Consider the following 18799-nt stretch of genomic DNA (forward strand, 5'->3'; position numbering starts at 1 on the left):
AAATATGAAAGGAAAATTTATTGTCATTGAAGGCTTGGAAGGTGCGGGGAAAAGCTCCGCTCATCAGTCTGTTGTGAGAGTCTTACATGAACTTGGTATTCAAGACGTCGTATTTACACGCGAGCCTGGTGGAACCCCATTAGCAGAGAAATTACGCCATCTAATTAAACATGAAACTGAAGAACCCGTGACTGCGAAAGCAGAGTTATTAATGCTTTATGCGGCACGTATTCAGTTGGTGGATAACGTAATTAAACCTGCTTTAATGCAAGGAAAATGGGTGGTAGGCGATCGCCACGATATGTCATCTCAGGCATATCAAGGTGGTGGACGTCAATTAGACCCGCATTTTATGCTCACCTTGAAAGAAACCGTATTAGGTGATTTTGAGCCTGATCTAACAATTTATTTGGATATAGAACCGAGTGTCGGTTTAGCACGAGCTCGTGGACGAGGTGAATTAGATCGTATTGAGCAAATGGATTTGGATTTTTTCCATCGCACTCGAGCACGCTATTTAGCGTTAGTAAAAGATAATCCAAAAGCAGTGGTGATTAATGCTGAGCCGAGTATTGAACTTGTTCAAGCTGATATCGAAAGCGCGGTAAAAAATTGGTGGAAATCAAACGAAAAATGACCGCACTTTACCCTTGGTTAATGCCAATTTATCATCAAATTGCTCAAACCTTTGACGAAGGTTTGGGGCATCATGCTGTGCTGATTAAAGCTGATTCTGGTTTAGGGGTAGAACGTTTATTTGATGCACTTGCGCAGAAAATAATGTGTGTGGCTCAAGGCGATAAGCCTTGTGGTCAATGCCATTCTTGTCATTTAATGCAGGCCCATAGCCATCCAGATTATCATGAATTAAGCCCTATTGGCGGTAAGAATATTGGCGTTGATCAGGTACGCGACATTAATGACATTGTCGCGCAGCACGCACAACAAAACGGTAATAAAGTGGTGTATGTGCAAGGAGCGGAACGTTTAACGGAAGCGGCTGCCAATGCGTTATTGAAAACATTGGAAGAGCCTCGTACAAATACTTATTTTTTACTTCAGACAGATAGTTCAGCAAGTTTATTAGCAACCATTTATAGTCGATGCCAAGTGTGGAATCTGTCCGTGCCTAATGAACAAATAGCTCTTGATTGGTTGAAATCAGAAAGTGCGGCTGAAAATCAGGAAATTTTGACCGCACTTGCGATGAATCTTGGGCGTCCGCTTTTAGCATTAGAGACGTTACAACAAGGGCTTATTGAACAGCGTAAAAACTTCTTACGTCAATTTTGGGTGTTCTATCGCCGACGTTCACCATTGGAATTGCTTCCGTTGTTTGATAAAGAACGTTATGTTCAGCAAGTGGATTGGATTTTGGCTTTTCTTTCCGATTGTTTAAAACATAAACTTGAAATTGATAGTCATCGACAAGTTGCCGATCTTGGCCGTGGCATAGAACAATTCAGCGATGAGCAAACCGCCCTTGGTTTATTACAAGCAATCAAAATTATGCAAAAAGTGCGGTCAGATTTGCTGACAATTAATGGTGTGAATGTTGAATTGATGCTATTAGATAGCTTGACCAGATTAGTCACAGAAGTATTTGAAACGCAATAAATTGAAAATATATCGTCTATGGCGTTCAAGCCTTAGGCATAAGGAAAAATAATTATGTTCATTGTTGACTCCCACTGCCATTTAGATGCATTGGATTATGAAAATTTACATAAAAACATTGCAGATGTGGTGGAAAAAGCGCGCTCTCGTGATGTGAAGCATTTGCTCGCGATTGGTGTAACATTAAGCCGTTTTGAGCAGGCTTATGACTCTTTACGTGAATTTAATAATGTCTCGCTTGCTTGCGGTGTTCACCCACTGGATTTTGAAGAGGAACCTTATGACGCAGAACGCTTATTGCGTTTAGCACAAGATCCAAAAGTGATTGCTATTGGCGAAATTGGATTAGATTATTATTACAGCGCGGACAATAAAGCGGAGCAACAAGCGGTGTTTGGTAGCCAAATCGATATTGCAAACCAGTTAGATAAGCCTGTAATTATTCATACACGTTCTGCAGGTGATGATACTATTGCAATATTACGCCAACACCATGCTGAGAAGTGCGGTGGTGTTATTCATTGTTTTACGGAAACCATGGAGTTTGCGAAAAAAGCGTTGGATTTAGGTTTTTACATTTCTTGTTCTGGCATTGTCACCTTTAAAAATGCTGAAGCGATTCGTGAGGTTATTCGTTATGTACCAATGGATCGCTTATTAGTAGAAACGGATTCGCCTTATCTTGCGCCAGTGCCTTATCGGGGAAAAGAAAATCAACCGGCTTATACGAGAGAAGTATGTGAATACGTGGCAACTTTAAAGGGCGTTTCTACTGAGGAGTTTGCTAGAATCACTACGCAAAATTTCGAGCGTTTATTTAAAATTCGTGTAGAATAAATGCACAGTTCTGACAAGGGAAAAGTATGCGAAAGTTTTTTAAATATTTCTTATTTATTGTTGTTTTTTTATTCCACGGTTTTATGTTTTCTGTGGTGAATTATGTGTTCCCTCATTATGATGTGACACGTGTTACTGGCGTAGAAGTAAAACGCGTTGATAAAGACGGCCCAATCACAAAATCGAATCCAGCTGATGGCCCAACACGTGATGTGTATTACATCAATACGCAAAATGACGATGGCAAAATTATGGTGTATCGCAATGAAGATACCCGTTGGGGTTTCCCGTTTTACTTCAAATTTGGATCGGCCAATTTACAGGCTGAAGCGCAGGCTTTGGGTAATGACAACAAACTTGTGCAAATTAAATACTATGGTTGGCGTATTACGATGATGGATGAATATCGCAATGCAACCTCAATAAAAGAAATTACTGCTGACGACACGCCAAGTCATCCAATCGTTTCTTGGATTTTCTATGCATTCCTGTTAGCTACTTTATTCTTGTCTATTCAATTTGTTCGTGGCTGGTTTGACAGCGAAGAGTAATATCCTGAACGGCCGCAAAGTGCGGTCGTTTTCTTTCATATTTTTGAGTAATGATTATGGAATTATTTCATACTATTTTGGCGATTATTGCCTTAATTCTAATTAGTGCGGTTGTTTCTTCTGCAGAAATTTCACTGGCGGGTTCGCGTAAATTGAAACTACAAACCCTTGCAAATGAAGGGGATGTGCGTGCGCTTCAAGTGCTTAAATTACAAGAGCATCCTGGTCGTTTTATTACCGTAGTTCAAATTGGTTTGAATATGGTGGCAATTCTTGGAGGGGGAATTGGTGAAAGCGCACTAAGTCCTTATATCGCGGAAATTTTAAGCCGCTCTTTTGTGGGCGATTGGATTGAGCCAACAGCTTCCACAATTGCGTTTGTATTGGTTACTTGTTTCTTTATCTTATTTGCTGATCTTATTCCAAAACGTATTGCTATTACTTATCCGGAAATGGTGGCTTTGCGTGTTGTCGGCATCATGAATTTCAGTATGTTTGTGTTTAAGCCACTTGTATGGTTTTTTGATACGATTGCTAATGTATTTTTCCGCTTATTTCGTATTTCCACTGTGCGTGAAGATGGCATGACGTCTGAAGATATTTTCGCTGTAGTAGAAGCAGGTGCAGAAGCAGGTGTATTGAAAACTCAAGAGCATTATCTCATCGAAAATATTTTCGATATGCAAGCGCGTACAGTGACTTCCACCATGACAACCCGTGAAAATATCGTGTATTTAGACCGCACTTTTTCTCGCCAAGAAGTCATGGATACGCTTTCTCGTGATTCTCATTCTAAAATCGTGATTTGTGACAATAGCCTCGACAAAATCTTAGGTTATGTCGAATCCCATACGTTGCTAACCATGTATTTGCAGAATGAAAATGTGGTGCTGACTGATCCTAAACTACTACGTAAAGCATTATTTGTGCCTGATACGCTTTCTCTTTACGAAGTGTTGGAATTGTTTAAATCTACCGGTGAAGATTTTGCGATTATTGTGAATGAATATGCCCTTGTAGTAGGTATTGTTACGCTAAATGATGTCATGAGTATTGTCATGGGGGAATTGGTTTCTAACGAAGAAGAATATATTGTTAGTCGTGATGAAAATTCGTGGCTTATTGATGGCGCAACGCCATTAGAAGATGTGACACGAGTGTTAGATATTGAATCTTTCCCTGATGAAGAAAATTACGAAACCATCAGTGGCTTTATGATGTATATGCTACGTAAAATTCCGAAAAAAACCGATTCTGTGGTTTACGGAAAATACAAGTTTGAAGTAATTGATACGGAAAACTTTAAAATCGATCAGATTTTGGTGTCTTTAGTAAAAGAGGCGGAATAATTACCGCCCTTTCTTTAATCCCCTTCAGCCAGTATAATGGCGGCGTTTTATTAACTTTAATCAGGTATGACTATGTTTAAAAAAATCTCTGTTTTATTTTTTACGTTAATGTTGGCAGGTTGTTCTTCTTGGTCATCGGTTACCAACTATATTCCATTTATAGGGAACGATAAAAAAGTGATTGATTTAGATAAAGATAAAATCGATCAGAAATCCTATGCAGCAGCTTATGAAGCGACTGTGGCGACATATAAAGGTCGTGTGAATGAAAATTTCTTTGTAGATAATTTTGCAAGTGGTGCGAATGACTGGTATTTAGGCCGTATTTTAGTTCCGGTGAAACAAATTCAGGATAAACTTTATACAGGCGGACATGATTCTGATGTATATGCTTATTATAGCGGCGTGTTACATGCGGAAGCATTGCAAGCGAACCTTAAACGTTTGAACGCAAATTGTTGGGAAAAAGTGGATTCGCAAAGCATGACTCAAGGTATTTATGATGCGATGCGTGATTTGCAAAAAGGCAAAGAGCGCGGTGAAAATGATGAATATATTGCGCAAGGTAGTGAAGCACTGCTGAAAGCCTGTACATCTAAATAATTGTTTTTCAACAAGCTGCTGGTCGATTTATTTCACCAGCAGCTTTATTTTTAAATTATTAAGGAGCAAGAATGTTAGAACTTTCGGAAAGCAACATTCATTTAAATACTAACGCAGCTGATAAACAACAAGCGATTGAAATGGCAGCGTCCGCATTAGTTCAAGCAGACAATGTGGAAAATGGTTACTTACAAGGAATGCTAGCGCGCGAACAGCAAACTTCAACCTTTTTAGGCAATGGTATCGCTATTCCTCATGGCACCTTGGATACTCGTTCGATGGTAAAGAAAACGGGTGTGCAAGTGTTTCAATTTCCTCAAGGCATAGAATGGGGAGAAGGAAATATTGCTTATGTCGTGATTGGTATTGCGGCGCGATCTGATGAGCATTTGTCCTTATTACGTCAACTTACTCACGTTTTGAGTGATGAAGATACCGCAGCGAAATTAGCAAAAATAACGGATGTTACTGAATTTCGTGCGATTTTAATGGGCGAGGCAATTGAGCCATTTGAAATTCCTGCTGCCAATATCAGTGTAGATGTAGATACCCAAAGTTTATTAACTTTAGTCGCGATTAATGCGGGGCAATTACAGGTGCAAAGTGCGGTAGAAAATCGCTTTATTTCCGAGGTGATTAATAATGCGGCATTACCGCTTGGCAAAGGGTTATGGGTAACGGATTCTGTCGTAGGAAATGTGAAAAATGCCTTGGCATTTAGTCGTGCCAAAACGATTTTTAGCCACAATGGCAAAGCCGTAAAAGGCGTGATAACTGTTGCAGCCGTCAGTGATCAAATTAATCCAACTTTAGCGCGTTTATTAGATGACGATGTCCAAACAACCTTGCTCAATGGTAATTCAACAGAAATTTTAACCGCACTTTTGGGTTCAGAGAATGAGGTTGAAACTCAATCTGTAGAAGGTGCCGTTGTGGGAACCTTTACGATTCGTAATGAACATGGTTTACATGCGCGTCCAAGTGCAAATTTGGTTAATGAAGTGAAAAAATTCACTTCGAAAATTACCGTGCAAAATCTTACTCGTGAAAGTGAAGTCGTCAGTGCAAAAAGCTTGATGAAGATTGTTGCGCTTGGTGTAACACAAGGTCATCGTTTACGTTTTGTGGCAGAGGGGGAAGATGCAAAACAAGCTATTAAAGCATTGGGCAAAGCGATTGCCGATGGTTTGGGCGAGAATGTTTCTGCCATGCCGCCATCTGAACCAGATACCATTGAGATTATGGGAGAACAAATTCACGCACCAGCGGTAAGCGAAGATAATAACTTGCCAGCAAATGCTATTGAAGCCGTGTTTGTGATTAAGAACGAACACGGTTTGCACGCTCGCCCAAGTGCAGTATTGGTAAACGAAGTGAAAAAATATAATGCCTCTGTGGCGGTTCAGAATCTTGATCGTAATTCTCAATTAGTGAGTGCTAAAAGCTTGATGAAAATTGTGGCATTAGGCGTGGTAAAAGGGACTCGTTTACGTTTTGTTGCGACGGGCGATGAAGCGCAACAAGCTATTGACGGAATCGGTGCGGTGATTGAATCGGGTTTAGGTGAATAGTATGGCAAGCGTCGTAACAATTACCTTAAATGCCGCCTATGATTTAGTCGGACGTTTAAATCGTATCCAACTTGGTGAAGTAAATACCGTAGAAACCCTTGGCTTATTTCCTGCTGGGAAAGGCATTAATGTTGCAAAAGTACTAAAAGATTTAGGTGTTGATGTTGCAGTAGGTGGTTTTTTGGGCGAGGATAATTCAGCTGATTTCGAGCAAATGTTTAATAAGCATGGTTTGGAAGATAAATTCCACCGAGTTGATGGCAAAACTCGTATCAATGTAAAAATTACCGAAACTGAAGCGGATGTGACAGATTTAAATTTCTTGGGATATCAAATAAACCCACAAGTTTGGCAACAATTTGTGACTGATTCTTTGGCTTATTGTTTAAATTATGACATTGTCGCAGTTTGTGGCAGTTTACCTCGCGGTGTATCTCCTGAATTATTTGCTGATTGGTTGAATCAGCTTCACCAAGCTGGCGTAAAAGTTGTGCTTGATAGTAGCAATGCTGCGCTTACCGCTGGATTAAAAGCGAAACCTTGGCTAGTAAAACCCAATCATCGAGAACTTGAGGCTTGGATTGGTCATCCATTAAATAGTCTTGAAGAAATTATTGCAGCGGCACAGCAACTCAAAGCGGAAGGCATTGAAAACGTGATTATTTCAATGGGAGCAAAAGGTTCTTTATGGATTAATAATGAAGGCGTGCTCAAAGCCGAACCACCAAAATGTGAAAATGTAGTGAGTACCGTTGGGGCAGGGGATTCAATGGTAGCAGGCTTAATTTATGGTTTTGAAAAAAGTTTATCGAAAGCAGAAACCTTAGCTTTTGCTACGGCTGTATCCGCTTCTGCTGTGGCTCAGAGTAACGTCGGTGTGAGTGATTTTAGTTTACTTGACCCAATTTTAGAAAAAGTACAAATAACGATGATTGAAGGATAGTATGAAGTTATTTTTAACCCAATCAGATAATGTAGGCGATGCGAAAGCCTATTTATTACATGAAGTTTTTCGAGCGGCTGCACAAAAAGCGAATGTCTCTATTGTAGAAACACCAGCCGAAGCAGATCTTGTTCTCGTATTTGGTTCTGTATTACCAAATAACTCTGCGTTAGTCGGTAAAAAAGTCTTTATTATCGGCGAAGCTATCGCCATGATCTCTCCTGAAGTCACGCTGGCAAATGCCTTAGCCAATGGGGCAGATTATGTTGCACCGAAAAGTGCGGTGAGTTTTACGGGTATTTCTAGTGTAAAAAATATTGTTGCGGTAACTGCTTGTCCGACAGGCGTTGCGCATACGTTTATGTCAGCCGAAGCGATTGAAACCTATGCGAAAAAACAAGGTTGGAATGTAAAAGTTGAAACCCGTGGTCAAGTTGGAGCTGGTAATGAAATTACTGCAGAAGAAGTCGCGGCGGCTGATTTAGTATTTGTTGCAGCAGATATTGATGTGCCTTTAGATAAATTTAAAGGTAAGCCAATGTACCGCACTTCAACAGGATTAGCCTTGAAGAAAACCGAGCAAGAATTTGATAAAGCATTTAAAGAAGCCAAAATTTTTGATGGTGGAAATAATGCTGGATCAAAAGAAGAAAGCCGTGAGAAAAAAGGTGTGTACAAACACTTAATGACTGGCGTTTCTCATATGTTACCGTTAGTGGTTGCGGGTGGGCTGTTGATCGCGATTTCCTTTATGTTCAGTTTTAATGTAATTGAAAATACAGGAGTTTTACAGGATCTTCCCAATATGTTGATGAATATCGGTAGTGGTGTGGCGTTCAAGTTAATGATTGCCGTGTTTGCCGGTTACGTTGCATTTTCTATCGCGGATCGACCAGGACTTGCAGTTGGTTTGATTGCTGGGATGCTGGCAAGTGAAGCAGGTGCAGGGATTCTTGGCGGTATTATTGCTGGTTTCTTAGCGGGCTATGTGGTGAAAGGGCTGAATGTGATTATTCGATTACCAGCAAGCCTGACTTCATTAAAACCGATTTTAATTTTACCGCTCTTAGGTTCAATAATCGTTGGTTTGACGATGATTTACCTCATCAATCCACCAGTTGCTGAAATTATGAAAGAGCTAAGTAATTGGCTTACTTCAATGGGCGAAGTGAATGCGATTGTTTTAGGCGCAATTATCGGCGCAATGATGTGTATCGATATGGGTGGACCGGTAAATAAAGCAGCATACACCTTTTCTGTTGGATTGATTGCTTCCCAAGTTTATACGCCAATGGCTGCTGCAATGGCCGCAGGTATGGTTCCTCCAATTGGTATGACAGTGGCAACTTGGATTGCTCGCAATAAATTCACAGTTAGCCAACGCGATGCGGGTAAAGCATCATTTGTTCTTGGTTTATGTTTTATTTCTGAAGGTGCATTACCATTTGTGGCAGCAGATCCAATTCGAGTCATTATTAGCTCAGTGATTGGTGGTGCGATGGCGGGTGCGATTTCAATGGGATTAAATATTACATTACAAGCTCCACACGGCGGATTATTTGTCATTCCATTTGTATCTGAGCCATTGAAATATCTTGGAGCAATTGCGATTGGTGCTTTATCAACAGGTGTGGTTTACGCCATTATTAAATCGAAAAACAATGCGGAATAATACCGCACTTTGAATGTAAAAAAGCCGATTCAAGTGAATCGGCTTTTGTTTTGGAAGAGATTTATTTTTCACGATCGTCGATCGTTTGTAGCAAATAATTTCCTTCTGCGTCAGCAAGACTACGAAAACCTACATTCGTGATTTTGTAGGGATACTTTGTTCGATAAGTAAAGTTTTCGTGATGATGCCCGTGGAATACTTGCTTAACCCCCATCTTCATTGCCAAATCATTGATTACTTGGAAACCCATCGGATGTGGTTTAGGGGCTTCGTGGCAAATCAACACATCCGCTTGTTGGTTTTCTAAGATTTCAATATCTGATGGAAAAATTGACGTGCGATGACGCAAAGGCACACCGCCTCGCCAGATTTTCTCTTGTGGGCTATATTGGCAATAATGAATAGGATCAAAAAACATGGGGCGATTTGGCGGCATCCAGATTTGCCCGCGGAATACACCGCCTAACCCAGCAATGCGAGTACCTTGAATATCAACTACGCGATTGTGTAAATTACGTGATTGCCATTCAGAGCCCCAAATCGCATCAAAAGCACTAATTGTTTTGCTATCATGATTTCCATGAATAAACCAAATATCACAATGTTGTGCGAGTTTATCCAGCTCATCTGTTGTCGTAAGCTGTAAATCACCTAAAATTATGAGTGCGACATTCTCCTGTTCTCTCACAAAAGGGTAAATATGATCGTAGCTTCCGTGTGGATCACCGGCAAATAAGATCATTGATGTTTTCCTTTTATAACAAATGGACTATTTTGCAATTCACTGATTTCTTCTTCATTTAACACTTTCTCAATGACTGCTTTAACTTGGTTATAACGATCAAGATAACTTGGCGATTCAATCTCTATATAAGGAACTTTATATTTATCTAACAGTTTTTTGAGTAGTTGTTGAAATTGTTGGCGTTGCTTTTGTGAGCCTAAACTGCGCAAGCCATCATCCACCCATTCAGTATTATTTTTAAGCAAAATAGTGACATCGAATGGATATTCTTTAATCATTGAGTCTAAAAATGGGTGAGCTTTTCCTTCGTATTGAATACAAAACGCTTGCGTGGTGATGAAATCCGTATCTATAAATGCAATTTTATGTGCATGGCGCACTGCGTAATCAATGTATCGTTGATGACCAAGAGCCATTTGCGGATAGTCAGAATATTGCATGGCCTGCTCATTGCCGCCTAGCTTTTCAAATACAAATTCACGTCCATATTCCCATGCAGAAGTGGTATTAAATACAGCTGCTAACTTATTAACCAGTACGCTTTTACCACTGCTTTCTCCACCTAAAATTGCCACCGTTTTGGCAAAGAAAGGACGAACTTCTTTCGGAATAAATTTCCAATATTGGAATGGTGTGGTACGAATTTTTGTGGCGGACACATTAAAGAAAGTGCGGTCAGGATCGACTAACGAAACTTCTAAACCTAAGTATTTCTCGTAAGGTGCTTTATCTTGAGGTTCGCTACTAAATACGATTGAAGGTTCAAAATGTTTTTCATTAAATAGGGTTTTAACCGCTTCACTCCAAGATTGCCAGCCATTTGGATAACTCGGAATACCGTCTTCAACCAAATGATGAATAAAAATCTGATTTTTTTGATATTTGAAAATTTGTTGCATCCAACGCAAACGATCTTGCACGGTTGGCATACGTTTCATTTTACTATCGTAAAACAATTTCAAATCGCGCTCCGTATCACTACACACGATAACGTGTAGTTCATCGACTTTACTGAACGCTTCATAAATCATATTTATATGGCCTGTGTGTACGGGATAAAATTTCCCGAAAATGACACCGACTTTTTTCTCTTTTGCTTTTGACATAATCCGCTCTTGATAGCGTAAGAATTGAGTGCGTTTATTGTAGGCTAAATGAAAATATTTTTCACGTTCTGATTTAGTGCCTAGGTATTTTGCGTTATACTTATCGCGCATTCTCAGGGCAGGGTGAAATTCCCTACCGGTGGTAAAGCCCACGAGCGTTTAAAAGTACGGTCAATTTTTGGCAAATTTTCTCTGCTAAATTGTCCTGATTTTCACTTTTAAAGTCAGCAGATTTGGTGAAATTCCAAAGCCGACAGTAAAGTCTGGATGAAAGAGAATAAAACGAGTTGGGTTCCCAAATCGTTCATTTTATTTGCATTTCTCAGCCCTGATTCTGGTATTTAATTGAAATCTCAAATTAGGAAATTACTATGAATCAGTCAATTTTATCTCCATTCGGCAACACTGCTGAAGAACGCGTAATTAATGCCATTAATGCCTTCAAAAATGGAACTGGCGTATTAGTTTTAGATGATGAAGATCGTGAAAATGAAGGCGATTTAATTTTCCCAGCAGAAACAATCACGCCAGAACAAATGGCAAAATTAATTCGTTATGGAAGTGGTATAGTTTGTTTATGCATTACCGATGAACGTTGCCAACAACTCGATTTACCGCCAATGGTAGAACACAATAATAGCGTAAACAAAACGGCTTTCACTGTGACGATTGAAGCCGCGAAAGGTGTTTCTACAGGCGTATCTGCCGCAGACCGAGTCACAACCATTCAAACTGCGATTGCTGATAACGCAGTTCCAAAAGATTTACATCGTCCCGGTCATGTTTTTCCACTTCGTGCAGCAAATGGTGGCGTACTTACCCGCCGCGGACACACTGAAGCTTCCGTTGATTTAGCTCGTTTAGCAGGATTTAAACATGCAGGTGTGATTTGTGAAATCACGAATGATGACGGCACAATGGCTCGCGCCCCTGAGATTGTAGAATTTGCAAAGAAATTTGGTTATTCTGTGCTTACCATTGAAGATTTAGTTGAGTATCGTTTAGCACATAATATTTAAAATGAAGAAGTGCGGTGAAAATTTCTATGATTTTTCACTGCACTTTTTATCTTATACCATTCCACATTTTATTTATTTGGGTAACTTTTATGCACAGCACAGCACAGCACAGCACAGCACAGCACAATTATGTCATTAGTTTAACTACTGAACAAAAACGCCGAAAACATATTACAGAAGAATTCGGTAAGCAGAATATTCCTTTCGAATTTTTTGATGCTATCACGCCTGAACTTATTGAAGAAACGGCTAAAAAATTCAATATCACCTTTGATCGTTCATCAAAAGCAACTTTGTGTGACGGTGAGATAGCTTGTGCACTAAGCCATATCGTTTTATGGAATTTCGTTTTAGAAAATAATTTAGATTATATTAATATTTTTGAAGATGATATTTATTTGGGGGAAAATGCAAAAGAATTACTTGAAATCGATTACATCCCCAAAGATACCGATATTCTTAAACTAGAAACCTTGTACGGTAAAATTATGCTCGGCAGTATGTATAAAATAAAATGTCAACGAAATATATTTCAATTAAAGTATAAACATACTGGTATGGGCGGGTATACCATCACAGCCAAAGGTGCTCGATATTTATTGAATAAAATCCAAAATAGACAACTTGTTCTAGCAATAGACACGCTTATTTTTGATAAACTCTTAAATCAAAGAGAATATAAAGTTATGCAACTCTATCCCGCTGTCTGTATCCAAGATTTAATTATAAATGGTGAAAGTAAATTTAAGAGTAGCTTACAAGATGGTAGAGAAACCGTTCATGCTAATCAAACCAAAACAACCCCATTAGAAAAAGTGATCAATGAATTGGGGCGAATTAAAAGACGAATATTCGGTAAACCAGTACCATTTAAATAATACTTATTTAATCAAAAATACAATAATTTGAGATTCTAAGCAAAGTGATTACTTAAGATACGAAGTAATATAATAGGAAATTTATTAATACAAGGACTATGTTATGAATTCAACAAAAACATTCCCGCTTCCTACGGGTTATTTCGGTATTCCTCTTGGACTGGCAGCATTATCTCTAGCTTGGTTGCACTTAGAAAATCACTTTCCTGTAGCTCGTACTATAAGTGATGTAGTCGGCATCATAGCAAGTGCAATTTGGATTCTATTTATTCTAATGTACGCCTATAAACTTCGTTATTATAGTGATGAAGTTCGCTCAGAATATCATTGCCCAGTACGTTTTTCTTTCATTGCACTCATTCCTATCACCACAATGCTTATAGGCGATATTACTTATCGCTGGACTCCATGGCTTGCGGAAGTAATGATTTGGCTTGGCACTATTGGTCAATTACTTTTCTCGTCCTTACGCATTAGTGAGCTATGGCAAGGTGGTGTATTTGAACAAAAATCTACTCGCCCACCTTTTTATTTACCTGCTGTTGCAGCCAACTTCACGAGTGCAAGCTCTCTTGCCTTACTTGGCTATCACGATTTAGGGTATTTATTTTTTGGTGCAGGTCTAATAGCATGGATCATTTTTGAACCCGTATTGCTTCAACACCTACGAATTTCATCACTTGAACCACCATTTCGAGCTACGATGGGAATCATTCTTGCTCCAGCGTTTGTAGGGGCTGCTGCATATTTATCTCTAAATAAAGGGGAAATTGATACATTCGTCAAAATTCTTTGGGGATATGGCTTTCTACAACTCTTTTTCTTATTACGGTTATTACCTTGGATTATGGAAAAAGGCTTGAATATTGGATTATGGGGATTCTCATTCGGATTAGCGTCTATGGCAAATAGCTCAATTGCCTTTTTTCACGGCGACGTATTACAAGGTATCTCAATTTTTGCCTTTGTATTCTCTAACCTTATGATTGGCTTACTCGTATTAATGACCATCTACAAATTAGCCAAAGGACAATTTTTCTTAAAATAAAACACAATTAAAAAATAAGGCGTATGTGATGTGAATAAACATACGCCATTTTAATAAAAACATCATTGATAAAATATAGGATTACTCGGCTTACGTCGTTTTCCGATATTTTTCGTATCCTTATGACGTAATTTCACTTTTTTCTTCGTCTCTGTTTTTTTCTTTTCTTCACGTTTTTCTTTAATACGTGCCTTTTGTTTTTTGCTTACAGATTTCACTTCGCCATCTTTTGGTGGCTTAGTGCGAGGTTCTAAACCTTCTAAAATGCGCGCCTTTAAAATTTCCTCAGTATAGCGTTTGATTTTACCCAGTAACTTGTAATCATGGGCTTCGACAAAAGAGACCGCTGTGCCCTTTTTGCCTGCTCGAGCTGTTCGTCCAATTCGATGCAAATAAGTATCCGCACTATACGGCAAATCAAAATTCATAACATGGCTTACATCATCAATATCAATACCACGCGCAGCCACATCCGTTGCAACCAATACCGTCACAATACCTGATTTCAATTTATCAATCGCATTGTTACGTTGAGTTTGTGCCATTTCACCTTCTAAATACGCAGAACGAATACCTCGTTTACGCAATGTTTCAGAAAGTTCACGCGCATCTTCACGACGACGAACAAACACAATTCCACGCGTCACTTCTTCAGTTTCAATAAAACGCGCGAGCAATTTGATTTTGTGTTCATTGCTGTCTGCGTGGTAATACCATTGATTGATTTTTTTTCTTTCTCGACGGCTTGGTTCGGCATCCACCTTAATGGGATCATTCAACAAACGCTCTGCGAAATCGACCAATAACTCCCCTTCCAAGGTTGCAGAAAACAACAAGGTTTGTTTTCTCCAACGGGTTTCAGCCGCGATTTTTTCCGCATCTTGCCCAAACCCCATTTGTAACATTCTATCGGCTTCATCAAAAATCAGCATTTCAACGGAACGGCAATCAAAATTTTCTTCCTTAATATATTGCAATAAACGACCAGGCGTGGCCACCACCAAATCCTGATTGGTATTGAACACATCACCGTGATTTTGATACGCCACGCCACCTGTAATTGTTGCAATATTTAAATGAGTGAACTGCGCTAATTCTTCCGATTGTTCTGCCACTTGCATTGCCAATTCACGTGTTGGCGTTAATACCAAAATACGCGGTGGGCCTGGTTTACGACGCGGATAATCCAATAAATGTTGTAGCGCAGGTAATAAAAAAGCAGCCGTTTTCCCTGTTCCCGTTGGTGCAGAGCCTAATACATCACGCTCTTCCATTGCAGCAGGAATGGCTTCCATTTGAATAGCTGTTGGGCGGGAATAACCTTTTTTCTCAAGCGCCTTTAAAAGCTCAGGAGAAAGATCAAATTGTTCAAATTGGGATAAATTCATTATTGTGCGGTTCTTTGTTAAAATTGGCGCGAATTATACCCGAAAAGCACCTAAAAGTGCGGTCAATTTACGAAAAATTTATGAGCGGATTTACCTTTAAACAATTCCATATCAATCAAGATTCTTGTGCCATGAAAGTCGGCACTGATGGCATTTTGTTAGGTGCTTGGGCTGATGTAAAACATTGTAAAAATATTTTAGATATGGGCAGTGGCACTGGATTATTGGCTTTAATGTTGGCACAACGAACAAAAGAAAACTGCCAAATTCAAGCGGTTGAGTTGGATCCCATTGCAGCAAAACAAGCACAAGAAAACATCAATGATTCTGTGTGGAAAAATCGTATTCAACTTATTCAAACGGATATACAACATTTTTTACAAACCACTGAACAAACCTTTGATTTAATTGTGGCAAATCCACCTTATTTTGAACAAGGCATAGCTTGCAAAAATGAAGAAAGAGAATTGGCTCGTTATACCAAGCAAAGCCACTTAAATTGGTTAGAATGGGCAGCAATGCACTTAGCGGAAAATGGGAAAATAAGTTTTGTCTTACCTTATGATGCGGGGAAAACGCTCATAAAATCCACCGCACTTTTTTGCATCAAACAGACGAATATCATTACTAAAGTGGGAAAAACGCCCCAAAGAATGCTACTTACCTTTGCCAAACAGCCAGAAGTTTTAATGCAAGATCAATTGGTGATTTATGATGCGGATAATCAATACACTGAAGCGTTTATTGAATTGACTAAAGACTTTTATTTGAAATTTTAAAGGGGAAATCATTTTCCCCTTCAATCATACACTATCTAAAATACCACTTTGCTAACAATACACCCGCATTCACTGCAATGTTTAAGCCCGATTTAATTGGACTTGCAAGCGTTAAACGCACTTGTGTGTCTTCTGGAGTCGCTAAACTTTCCGTAGAACTTTCACTTAGCACAAAAACCACTTTATTTTTTAACCGCACTTTATCCAACGGTTCGCCTTGTTTATTGTGCGATACGTGAATAATTTGATAGCCTGATTTACGTAATTGCATTAAAGCTGAATCAATATAATCCGTTTCTAACACACGAATATATTCCGCACCACCTTCTGCTACGCGCATTGAGGCTGCCGAATATAGATTTTCCACATTATCGGCGACAATATTTTTCACGCCAAAATAAGCACAAGTACGCAATACCCCACCAATATTTTGTGCATTATTCACGTTGTCTAATAGCACTAAACAATCCTCTTCACGAGGAATATCCAAATACCCTTGCAACGTGAAAGCACGCGGTTTCTTCACCAATAAGCAAATGCCACCATGATGTTCGGTTCCACTCACTCGAGCTAATTCTTCGCTATCTACAACATGATAAGCCTTCTTGTTTTCGGCTAAATAACTCAATACCTCGCCAATTTTGTGTGACATTTGTACGGTTGCCCACAATCGAACAATACTTCCAGGGCGTTCTGCAAATAAAGCTAAACAGGCATTTTCACCGTAAACCTTCATTTCTTCCGCACGGTTTTTCTTAATTTTTTCAGGCGCACGAGGAGAAAGCGCGCCAGTTTTCTTTTCTTTTGTTTTATAAACCGTACCCGTACTTTTTATCGTCACTTGAACCTTAGGTTGTTCTGCATTTTTATTTGATGGCGCACGAGATAAAGAGAGTTGCGTAATTTTAGTTTCTTTCACTTCTTGTTTATCACGAGAAAAACGAGATTTTTCGTTTCTATTTCCATTAAATTTATCATTAGAGTGCGGTCGATTTTGAGTTGGTTTTTCTCTGTATTTTTCACCTACTGAGCGTTCTTGAAAGGATCTGCCGGCGGATTGAAAAGACGGTTTGCGTTTGTCGTTCATAGGGTTTCCCTGAATAAAAATGAATATTTTTTAGCCAGAAAATGCTAAAATTTGTGAGCATTATAACGAAAAAAAGCCTTTTTTCTATTAATAAGCGCGTGAAATATTGTAAACTAACGCACTAGTCTTTAATCACGAGATGGATTATGTTAATCAATAAAACAAAACGAGCTGAACAAAATTTAAATAATTTGCCATTCCTTGCCTTGCAAGCTGAGCAAATTGAATTTTTGGGTAGCCCGGCTGAATTTAAAACTCAAATTATTGAATTAATCAGAAACGCCAAAAAACGTATTTATGTCACCGCACTTTATTGGCAAAAAGATGAAGCGGGGCAGGAAATCCTTGATGAAATTTATCGCGTGAAGCAAGAAAATCCACACTTGGATGTAAAAATTCTCATAGATTGGCATCGCGCACAACGCAATTTATTAGGTGCGGAAAAATCTGCCACCAATGCAGATTGGTATTGCGAACAACGCCAAACTTATCAGCTACCTGATGATCCGAATATGTTCTTTGGCGTGCCAATTAACACGCGAGAAGTTTTTGGTGTATTGCACGTTAAAGGCTTTATATTTGATGATACGGTGCTGTATAGCGGTGCAAGCATTAATAATGTCTATCTTCATCAATTTGAAAAATATCGTTACGACCGCTATCAAAAAATCACTCATTCAGAATTAGCTGATTCAATGGTGAATTTCATCAATGATTACTTGTTAGATTTCAGTGCAGTTTATCCACTTGATGTGACCAACCGCCCTCGCACCAAAGAGATCCGCGGCAATATTCGCGCTTATCGTAAAGACCTTGCGCAAAATGGTGAATATTCATTAAAAAGTGCGGTGAAATTACCGAATGTTTTAAGCGTATCGCCGCTGTTTGGCTTAGGCGCATCGGACAACGAATTAAATCAAGTGATTGAAGATTTATTCTTGCAAGTACAAGAAAAATTGGTGATTTGTACGCCATACTTTAATTTCCCACGCACATTGCAACATAAAATAGCAACGTTATTGGAAAACGGTAAACGAGTAGAAATTATTGTTGGCGATAAAGTCGCAAACGATTTTTATATTCCACCAGAACAACCATTCAAAATGGCGGGGGCGTTACCTTATCTTTATGAAAGTAATCTTCGCCGTTTCTGTGAAAAATTTGAGACTCAAATTGAAAATGGTCAACTTGTGGTGCGTTTGTGGCGTGATGGCGATAATACCTACCACTTAAAAGGTGTATGGGTAGATGATCGTTATATTTTACTGACGGGCAATAATCTTAACCCTCGAGCATGGCGTTTGGATGCAGAAAATGGCTTATTAATTTATGATCCACAACAACAGCTTTTAGCCCAAGTGGAAAAAGAGCAAAACCAAATTCGCCAACATACAAAAGTATTAAAACATTACACTGAATTAGAAGAATTGAATCAATACCCAGAACCAGTGCAAAAACTTTTGAAAAAATTTGCACGAATTAGAGCGGATAAATTGGTGAAAATGATTCTTTAGGTTATATTTTTAAAAAATAAGGGAACGTTAAGTTCCCTTTATCATATTTGCTAATCACCGAGCTTTAATGACTTAAATGCCAGATGATTTAG

Annotated in this window: 18 protein-coding genes and 1 riboswitch; of the genes, 14 read left to right on the forward strand and 4 right to left on the reverse strand. The window is 39.0% G+C overall.

The genetic code is table 11. The features are described 5' to 3' along the window. The first annotated feature begins 4 nt into the window (after nt 1–4). The 9 genes from tmk to C3V42_RS02935 all read left to right on the forward strand — a co-directional run bounded on the left by tmk (nt 5) and on the right by C3V42_RS02935 (nt 9143). Nucleotides 5–637 (forward strand): dTMP kinase, encoded by a 633-nt coding sequence (tmk, locus tag C3V42_RS02895; RefSeq protein ID WP_164994214.1) that lies wholly within the window; start codon nt 5–7, stop codon nt 635–637. Further along, complete coding sequence (locus tag C3V42_RS02900) at nt 634–1617, forward strand: DNA polymerase III subunit delta' (RefSeq protein ID WP_106013576.1); 984 nt, start codon at nt 634–636, stop codon at nt 1615–1617. Before tmk ends, C3V42_RS02900 begins: the two co-directional genes overlap by 4 nt. A 54-nt stretch (nt 1618–1671) precedes the next feature. Beyond that, nucleotides 1672–2454: a YchF/TatD family DNA exonuclease gene (locus C3V42_RS02905; protein ID WP_106013577.1), complete on the forward strand. Its 783-nt coding sequence runs from the start codon at nt 1672–1674 to the stop codon at nt 2452–2454. Nucleotides 2455–2480: 26 nt separating this feature from the next. Continuing rightward, nucleotides 2481–3005: a DUF1523 family protein gene (locus C3V42_RS02910; protein WP_005626131.1), complete on the forward strand. Its 525-nt coding sequence runs from the start codon at nt 2481–2483 to the stop codon at nt 3003–3005. Between the two features lie 50 nt (nt 3006–3055). Then, nucleotides 3056–4354 carry a hemolysin family protein gene (locus C3V42_RS02915; protein WP_005635716.1) on the forward strand — a complete coding sequence of 433 codons (1299 nt, stop codon included), beginning with the start codon at nt 3056–3058 and terminating at the stop codon, nt 4352–4354. Between the two features lie 72 nt (nt 4355–4426). Next, the gene (locus C3V42_RS02920) at nt 4427–4957 is read left to right on the forward strand and encodes a hypothetical protein (protein WP_164994215.1); all 531 of its coding nucleotides are present in this window, start codon (nt 4427–4429) and stop codon (nt 4955–4957) included. Nucleotides 4958–5028: 71 nt separating this feature from the next. After that, on the forward strand, nt 5029–6528 hold the full coding sequence (gene fruB / locus C3V42_RS02925; protein WP_106013579.1) for a fused PTS fructose transporter subunit IIA/HPr protein: 1500 nt from the start codon (nt 5029–5031) through the stop codon (nt 6526–6528). A 1-nt stretch (nt 6529) separates the two neighbouring features. Continuing rightward, the gene (fruK, locus tag C3V42_RS02930; RefSeq protein ID WP_106013580.1) at nt 6530–7471 is read left to right on the forward strand and encodes a 1-phosphofructokinase; all 942 of its coding nucleotides are present in this window, start codon (nt 6530–6532) and stop codon (nt 7469–7471) included. A 1-nt stretch (nt 7472) separates the two neighbouring features. Then, nucleotides 7473–9143 (forward strand): fructose-specific PTS transporter subunit EIIC, encoded by a 1671-nt coding sequence (locus C3V42_RS02935; protein ID WP_106013581.1) that lies wholly within the window; start codon nt 7473–7475, stop codon nt 9141–9143. Nucleotides 9144–9204: 61 nt separating this feature from the next. On the opposite strand, the gene C3V42_RS02940 is transcribed toward C3V42_RS02935, so the two are convergent. Both C3V42_RS02940 and nadR read right to left on the reverse strand, forming a co-directional pair. Then, the gene (locus tag C3V42_RS02940) at nt 9205–9885 is read right to left on the reverse strand and encodes a metallophosphoesterase (RefSeq protein WP_046950480.1); all 681 of its coding nucleotides are present in this window, start codon (nt 9883–9885) and stop codon (nt 9205–9207) included. After that, on the reverse strand, nt 9882–11105 hold the full coding sequence (gene nadR / locus C3V42_RS02945; protein ID WP_106013582.1) for a multifunctional transcriptional regulator/nicotinamide-nucleotide adenylyltransferase/ribosylnicotinamide kinase NadR: 1224 nt from the start codon (nt 11103–11105) through the stop codon (nt 9882–9884). The genes C3V42_RS02940 and nadR overlap by 4 nt, the downstream gene beginning before the upstream one ends. Continuing rightward, a riboswitch (FMN riboswitch) is annotated at nt 11100–11277 on the forward strand. Its footprint overlaps the gene before it by 6 nt. Before the next feature lie 88 nt (nt 11278–11365). Between nadR and ribB the strand changes: the two genes are divergently transcribed. From ribB to tehA, 3 genes are all read left to right on the forward strand, one after another. Beyond that, nucleotides 11366–12013, forward strand: coding sequence for a 3,4-dihydroxy-2-butanone-4-phosphate synthase (ribB, locus tag C3V42_RS02950; RefSeq protein ID WP_106013583.1), 648 nt, complete (start codon nt 11366–11368; stop codon nt 12011–12013). Nucleotides 12014–12039: 26 nt separating this feature from the next. Further along, nucleotides 12040–12891 (forward strand): glycosyltransferase family 25 protein, encoded by an 852-nt coding sequence (locus tag C3V42_RS02955; protein ID WP_106014304.1) that lies wholly within the window; start codon nt 12040–12042, stop codon nt 12889–12891. Nucleotides 12892–12994: 103 nt separating this feature from the next. Beyond that, a complete protein-coding gene (tehA, locus tag C3V42_RS02960; RefSeq protein WP_106013584.1) occupies nt 12995–13939 on the forward strand; it encodes a dicarboxylate transporter/tellurite-resistance protein TehA in 945 nt (314 codons plus the stop codon). Nucleotides 13940–14001: 62 nt separating this feature from the next. Here the strand turns inward: tehA and srmB are convergent, their stop codons facing one another. Continuing rightward, nucleotides 14002–15327: an ATP-dependent RNA helicase SrmB gene (gene srmB / locus C3V42_RS02965; RefSeq protein WP_106013585.1), complete on the reverse strand. Its 1326-nt coding sequence runs from the start codon at nt 15325–15327 to the stop codon at nt 14002–14004. Nucleotides 15328–15407: 80 nt separating this feature from the next. On the opposite strand from srmB, the gene C3V42_RS02970 reads away from it, so the two are divergent. Then, entirely contained in the window at nt 15408–16106 is a 699-nt protein-coding gene (locus C3V42_RS02970; RefSeq protein WP_164994216.1) for a tRNA1(Val) (adenine(37)-N6)-methyltransferase, read from the forward strand. A gap of 31 nt (nt 16107–16137) precedes the next feature. Here the strand turns inward: C3V42_RS02970 and C3V42_RS02975 are convergent, their stop codons facing one another. Next, nucleotides 16138–17193, reverse strand: coding sequence for a tRNA/rRNA methyltransferase (locus C3V42_RS02975; RefSeq protein ID WP_106013587.1), 1056 nt, complete (start codon nt 17191–17193; stop codon nt 16138–16140). Nucleotides 17194–17339: 146 nt separating this feature from the next. Here C3V42_RS02975 and pssA point away from each other — a divergent pair, with 146 nt between their 5' ends. After that, on the forward strand, nt 17340–18707 hold the full coding sequence (pssA, locus tag C3V42_RS02980) for a CDP-diacylglycerol--serine O-phosphatidyltransferase (protein ID WP_106013588.1): 1368 nt from the start codon (nt 17340–17342) through the stop codon (nt 18705–18707). Nucleotides 18708–18799 lie beyond the last annotated feature (92 nt).

It is taken from the genome of Haemophilus sp. oral taxon 036, from assembly GCF_002998595.1.
GTDB lineage: Bacteria > Pseudomonadota > Gammaproteobacteria > Enterobacterales > Pasteurellaceae > Haemophilus > Haemophilus haemolyticus_K.

Bases quoted from the DNA above. Each gene is read 5' to 3' on its own strand.
- tmk (WP_164994214.1), top strand. From the start codon at position 5: ATGAAAGGAAAATTTATTGTCATTGAAGGCTTGGAAGGTGCGGGGAAA.
- nadR (WP_106013582.1), bottom strand. From the start codon at position 11,105: ATGCGCGATAAGTATAACGCAAAATACCTAGGCACTAAATCAGAACGT.
- srmB (WP_106013585.1), bottom strand. From the start codon at position 15,327: ATGAATTTATCCCAATTTGAACAATTTGATCTTTCTCCTGAGCTTTTA.
- C3V42_RS02915 (WP_005635716.1), top strand. From the start codon at position 3,056: ATGATTATGGAATTATTTCATACTATTTTGGCGATTATTGCCTTAATT.
- C3V42_RS02975 (WP_106013587.1), bottom strand. From the start codon at position 17,193: ATGAACGACAAACGCAAACCGTCTTTTCAATCCGCCGGCAGATCCTTT.
- ribB (WP_106013583.1), top strand. From the start codon at position 11,366: ATGAATCAGTCAATTTTATCTCCATTCGGCAACACTGCTGAAGAACGC.
- pssA (WP_106013588.1), top strand. From the start codon at position 17,340: ATGTTAATCAATAAAACAAAACGAGCTGAACAAAATTTAAATAATTTG.
- fruK (WP_106013580.1), top strand. From the start codon at position 6,530: ATGGCAAGCGTCGTAACAATTACCTTAAATGCCGCCTATGATTTAGTC.
- fruB (WP_106013579.1), top strand. From the start codon at position 5,029: ATGTTAGAACTTTCGGAAAGCAACATTCATTTAAATACTAACGCAGCT.
- tehA (WP_106013584.1), top strand. From the start codon at position 12,995: ATGAATTCAACAAAAACATTCCCGCTTCCTACGGGTTATTTCGGTATT.
- C3V42_RS02970 (WP_164994216.1), top strand. From the start codon at position 15,408: ATGAGCGGATTTACCTTTAAACAATTCCATATCAATCAAGATTCTTGT.
- C3V42_RS02900 (WP_106013576.1), top strand. From the start codon at position 634: ATGACCGCACTTTACCCTTGGTTAATGCCAATTTATCATCAAATTGCT.
- C3V42_RS02910 (WP_005626131.1), top strand. From the start codon at position 2,481: ATGCGAAAGTTTTTTAAATATTTCTTATTTATTGTTGTTTTTTTATTC.
- C3V42_RS02920 (WP_164994215.1), top strand. From the start codon at position 4,427: ATGTTTAAAAAAATCTCTGTTTTATTTTTTACGTTAATGTTGGCAGGT.
- C3V42_RS02955 (WP_106014304.1), top strand. From the start codon at position 12,040: ATGATTTTTCACTGCACTTTTTATCTTATACCATTCCACATTTTATTT.
- C3V42_RS02940 (WP_046950480.1), bottom strand. From the start codon at position 9,885: ATGATCTTATTTGCCGGTGATCCACACGGAAGCTACGATCATATTTAC.
- C3V42_RS02905 (WP_106013577.1), top strand. From the start codon at position 1,672: ATGTTCATTGTTGACTCCCACTGCCATTTAGATGCATTGGATTATGAA.
- C3V42_RS02935 (WP_106013581.1), top strand. From the start codon at position 7,473: ATGAAGTTATTTTTAACCCAATCAGATAATGTAGGCGATGCGAAAGCC.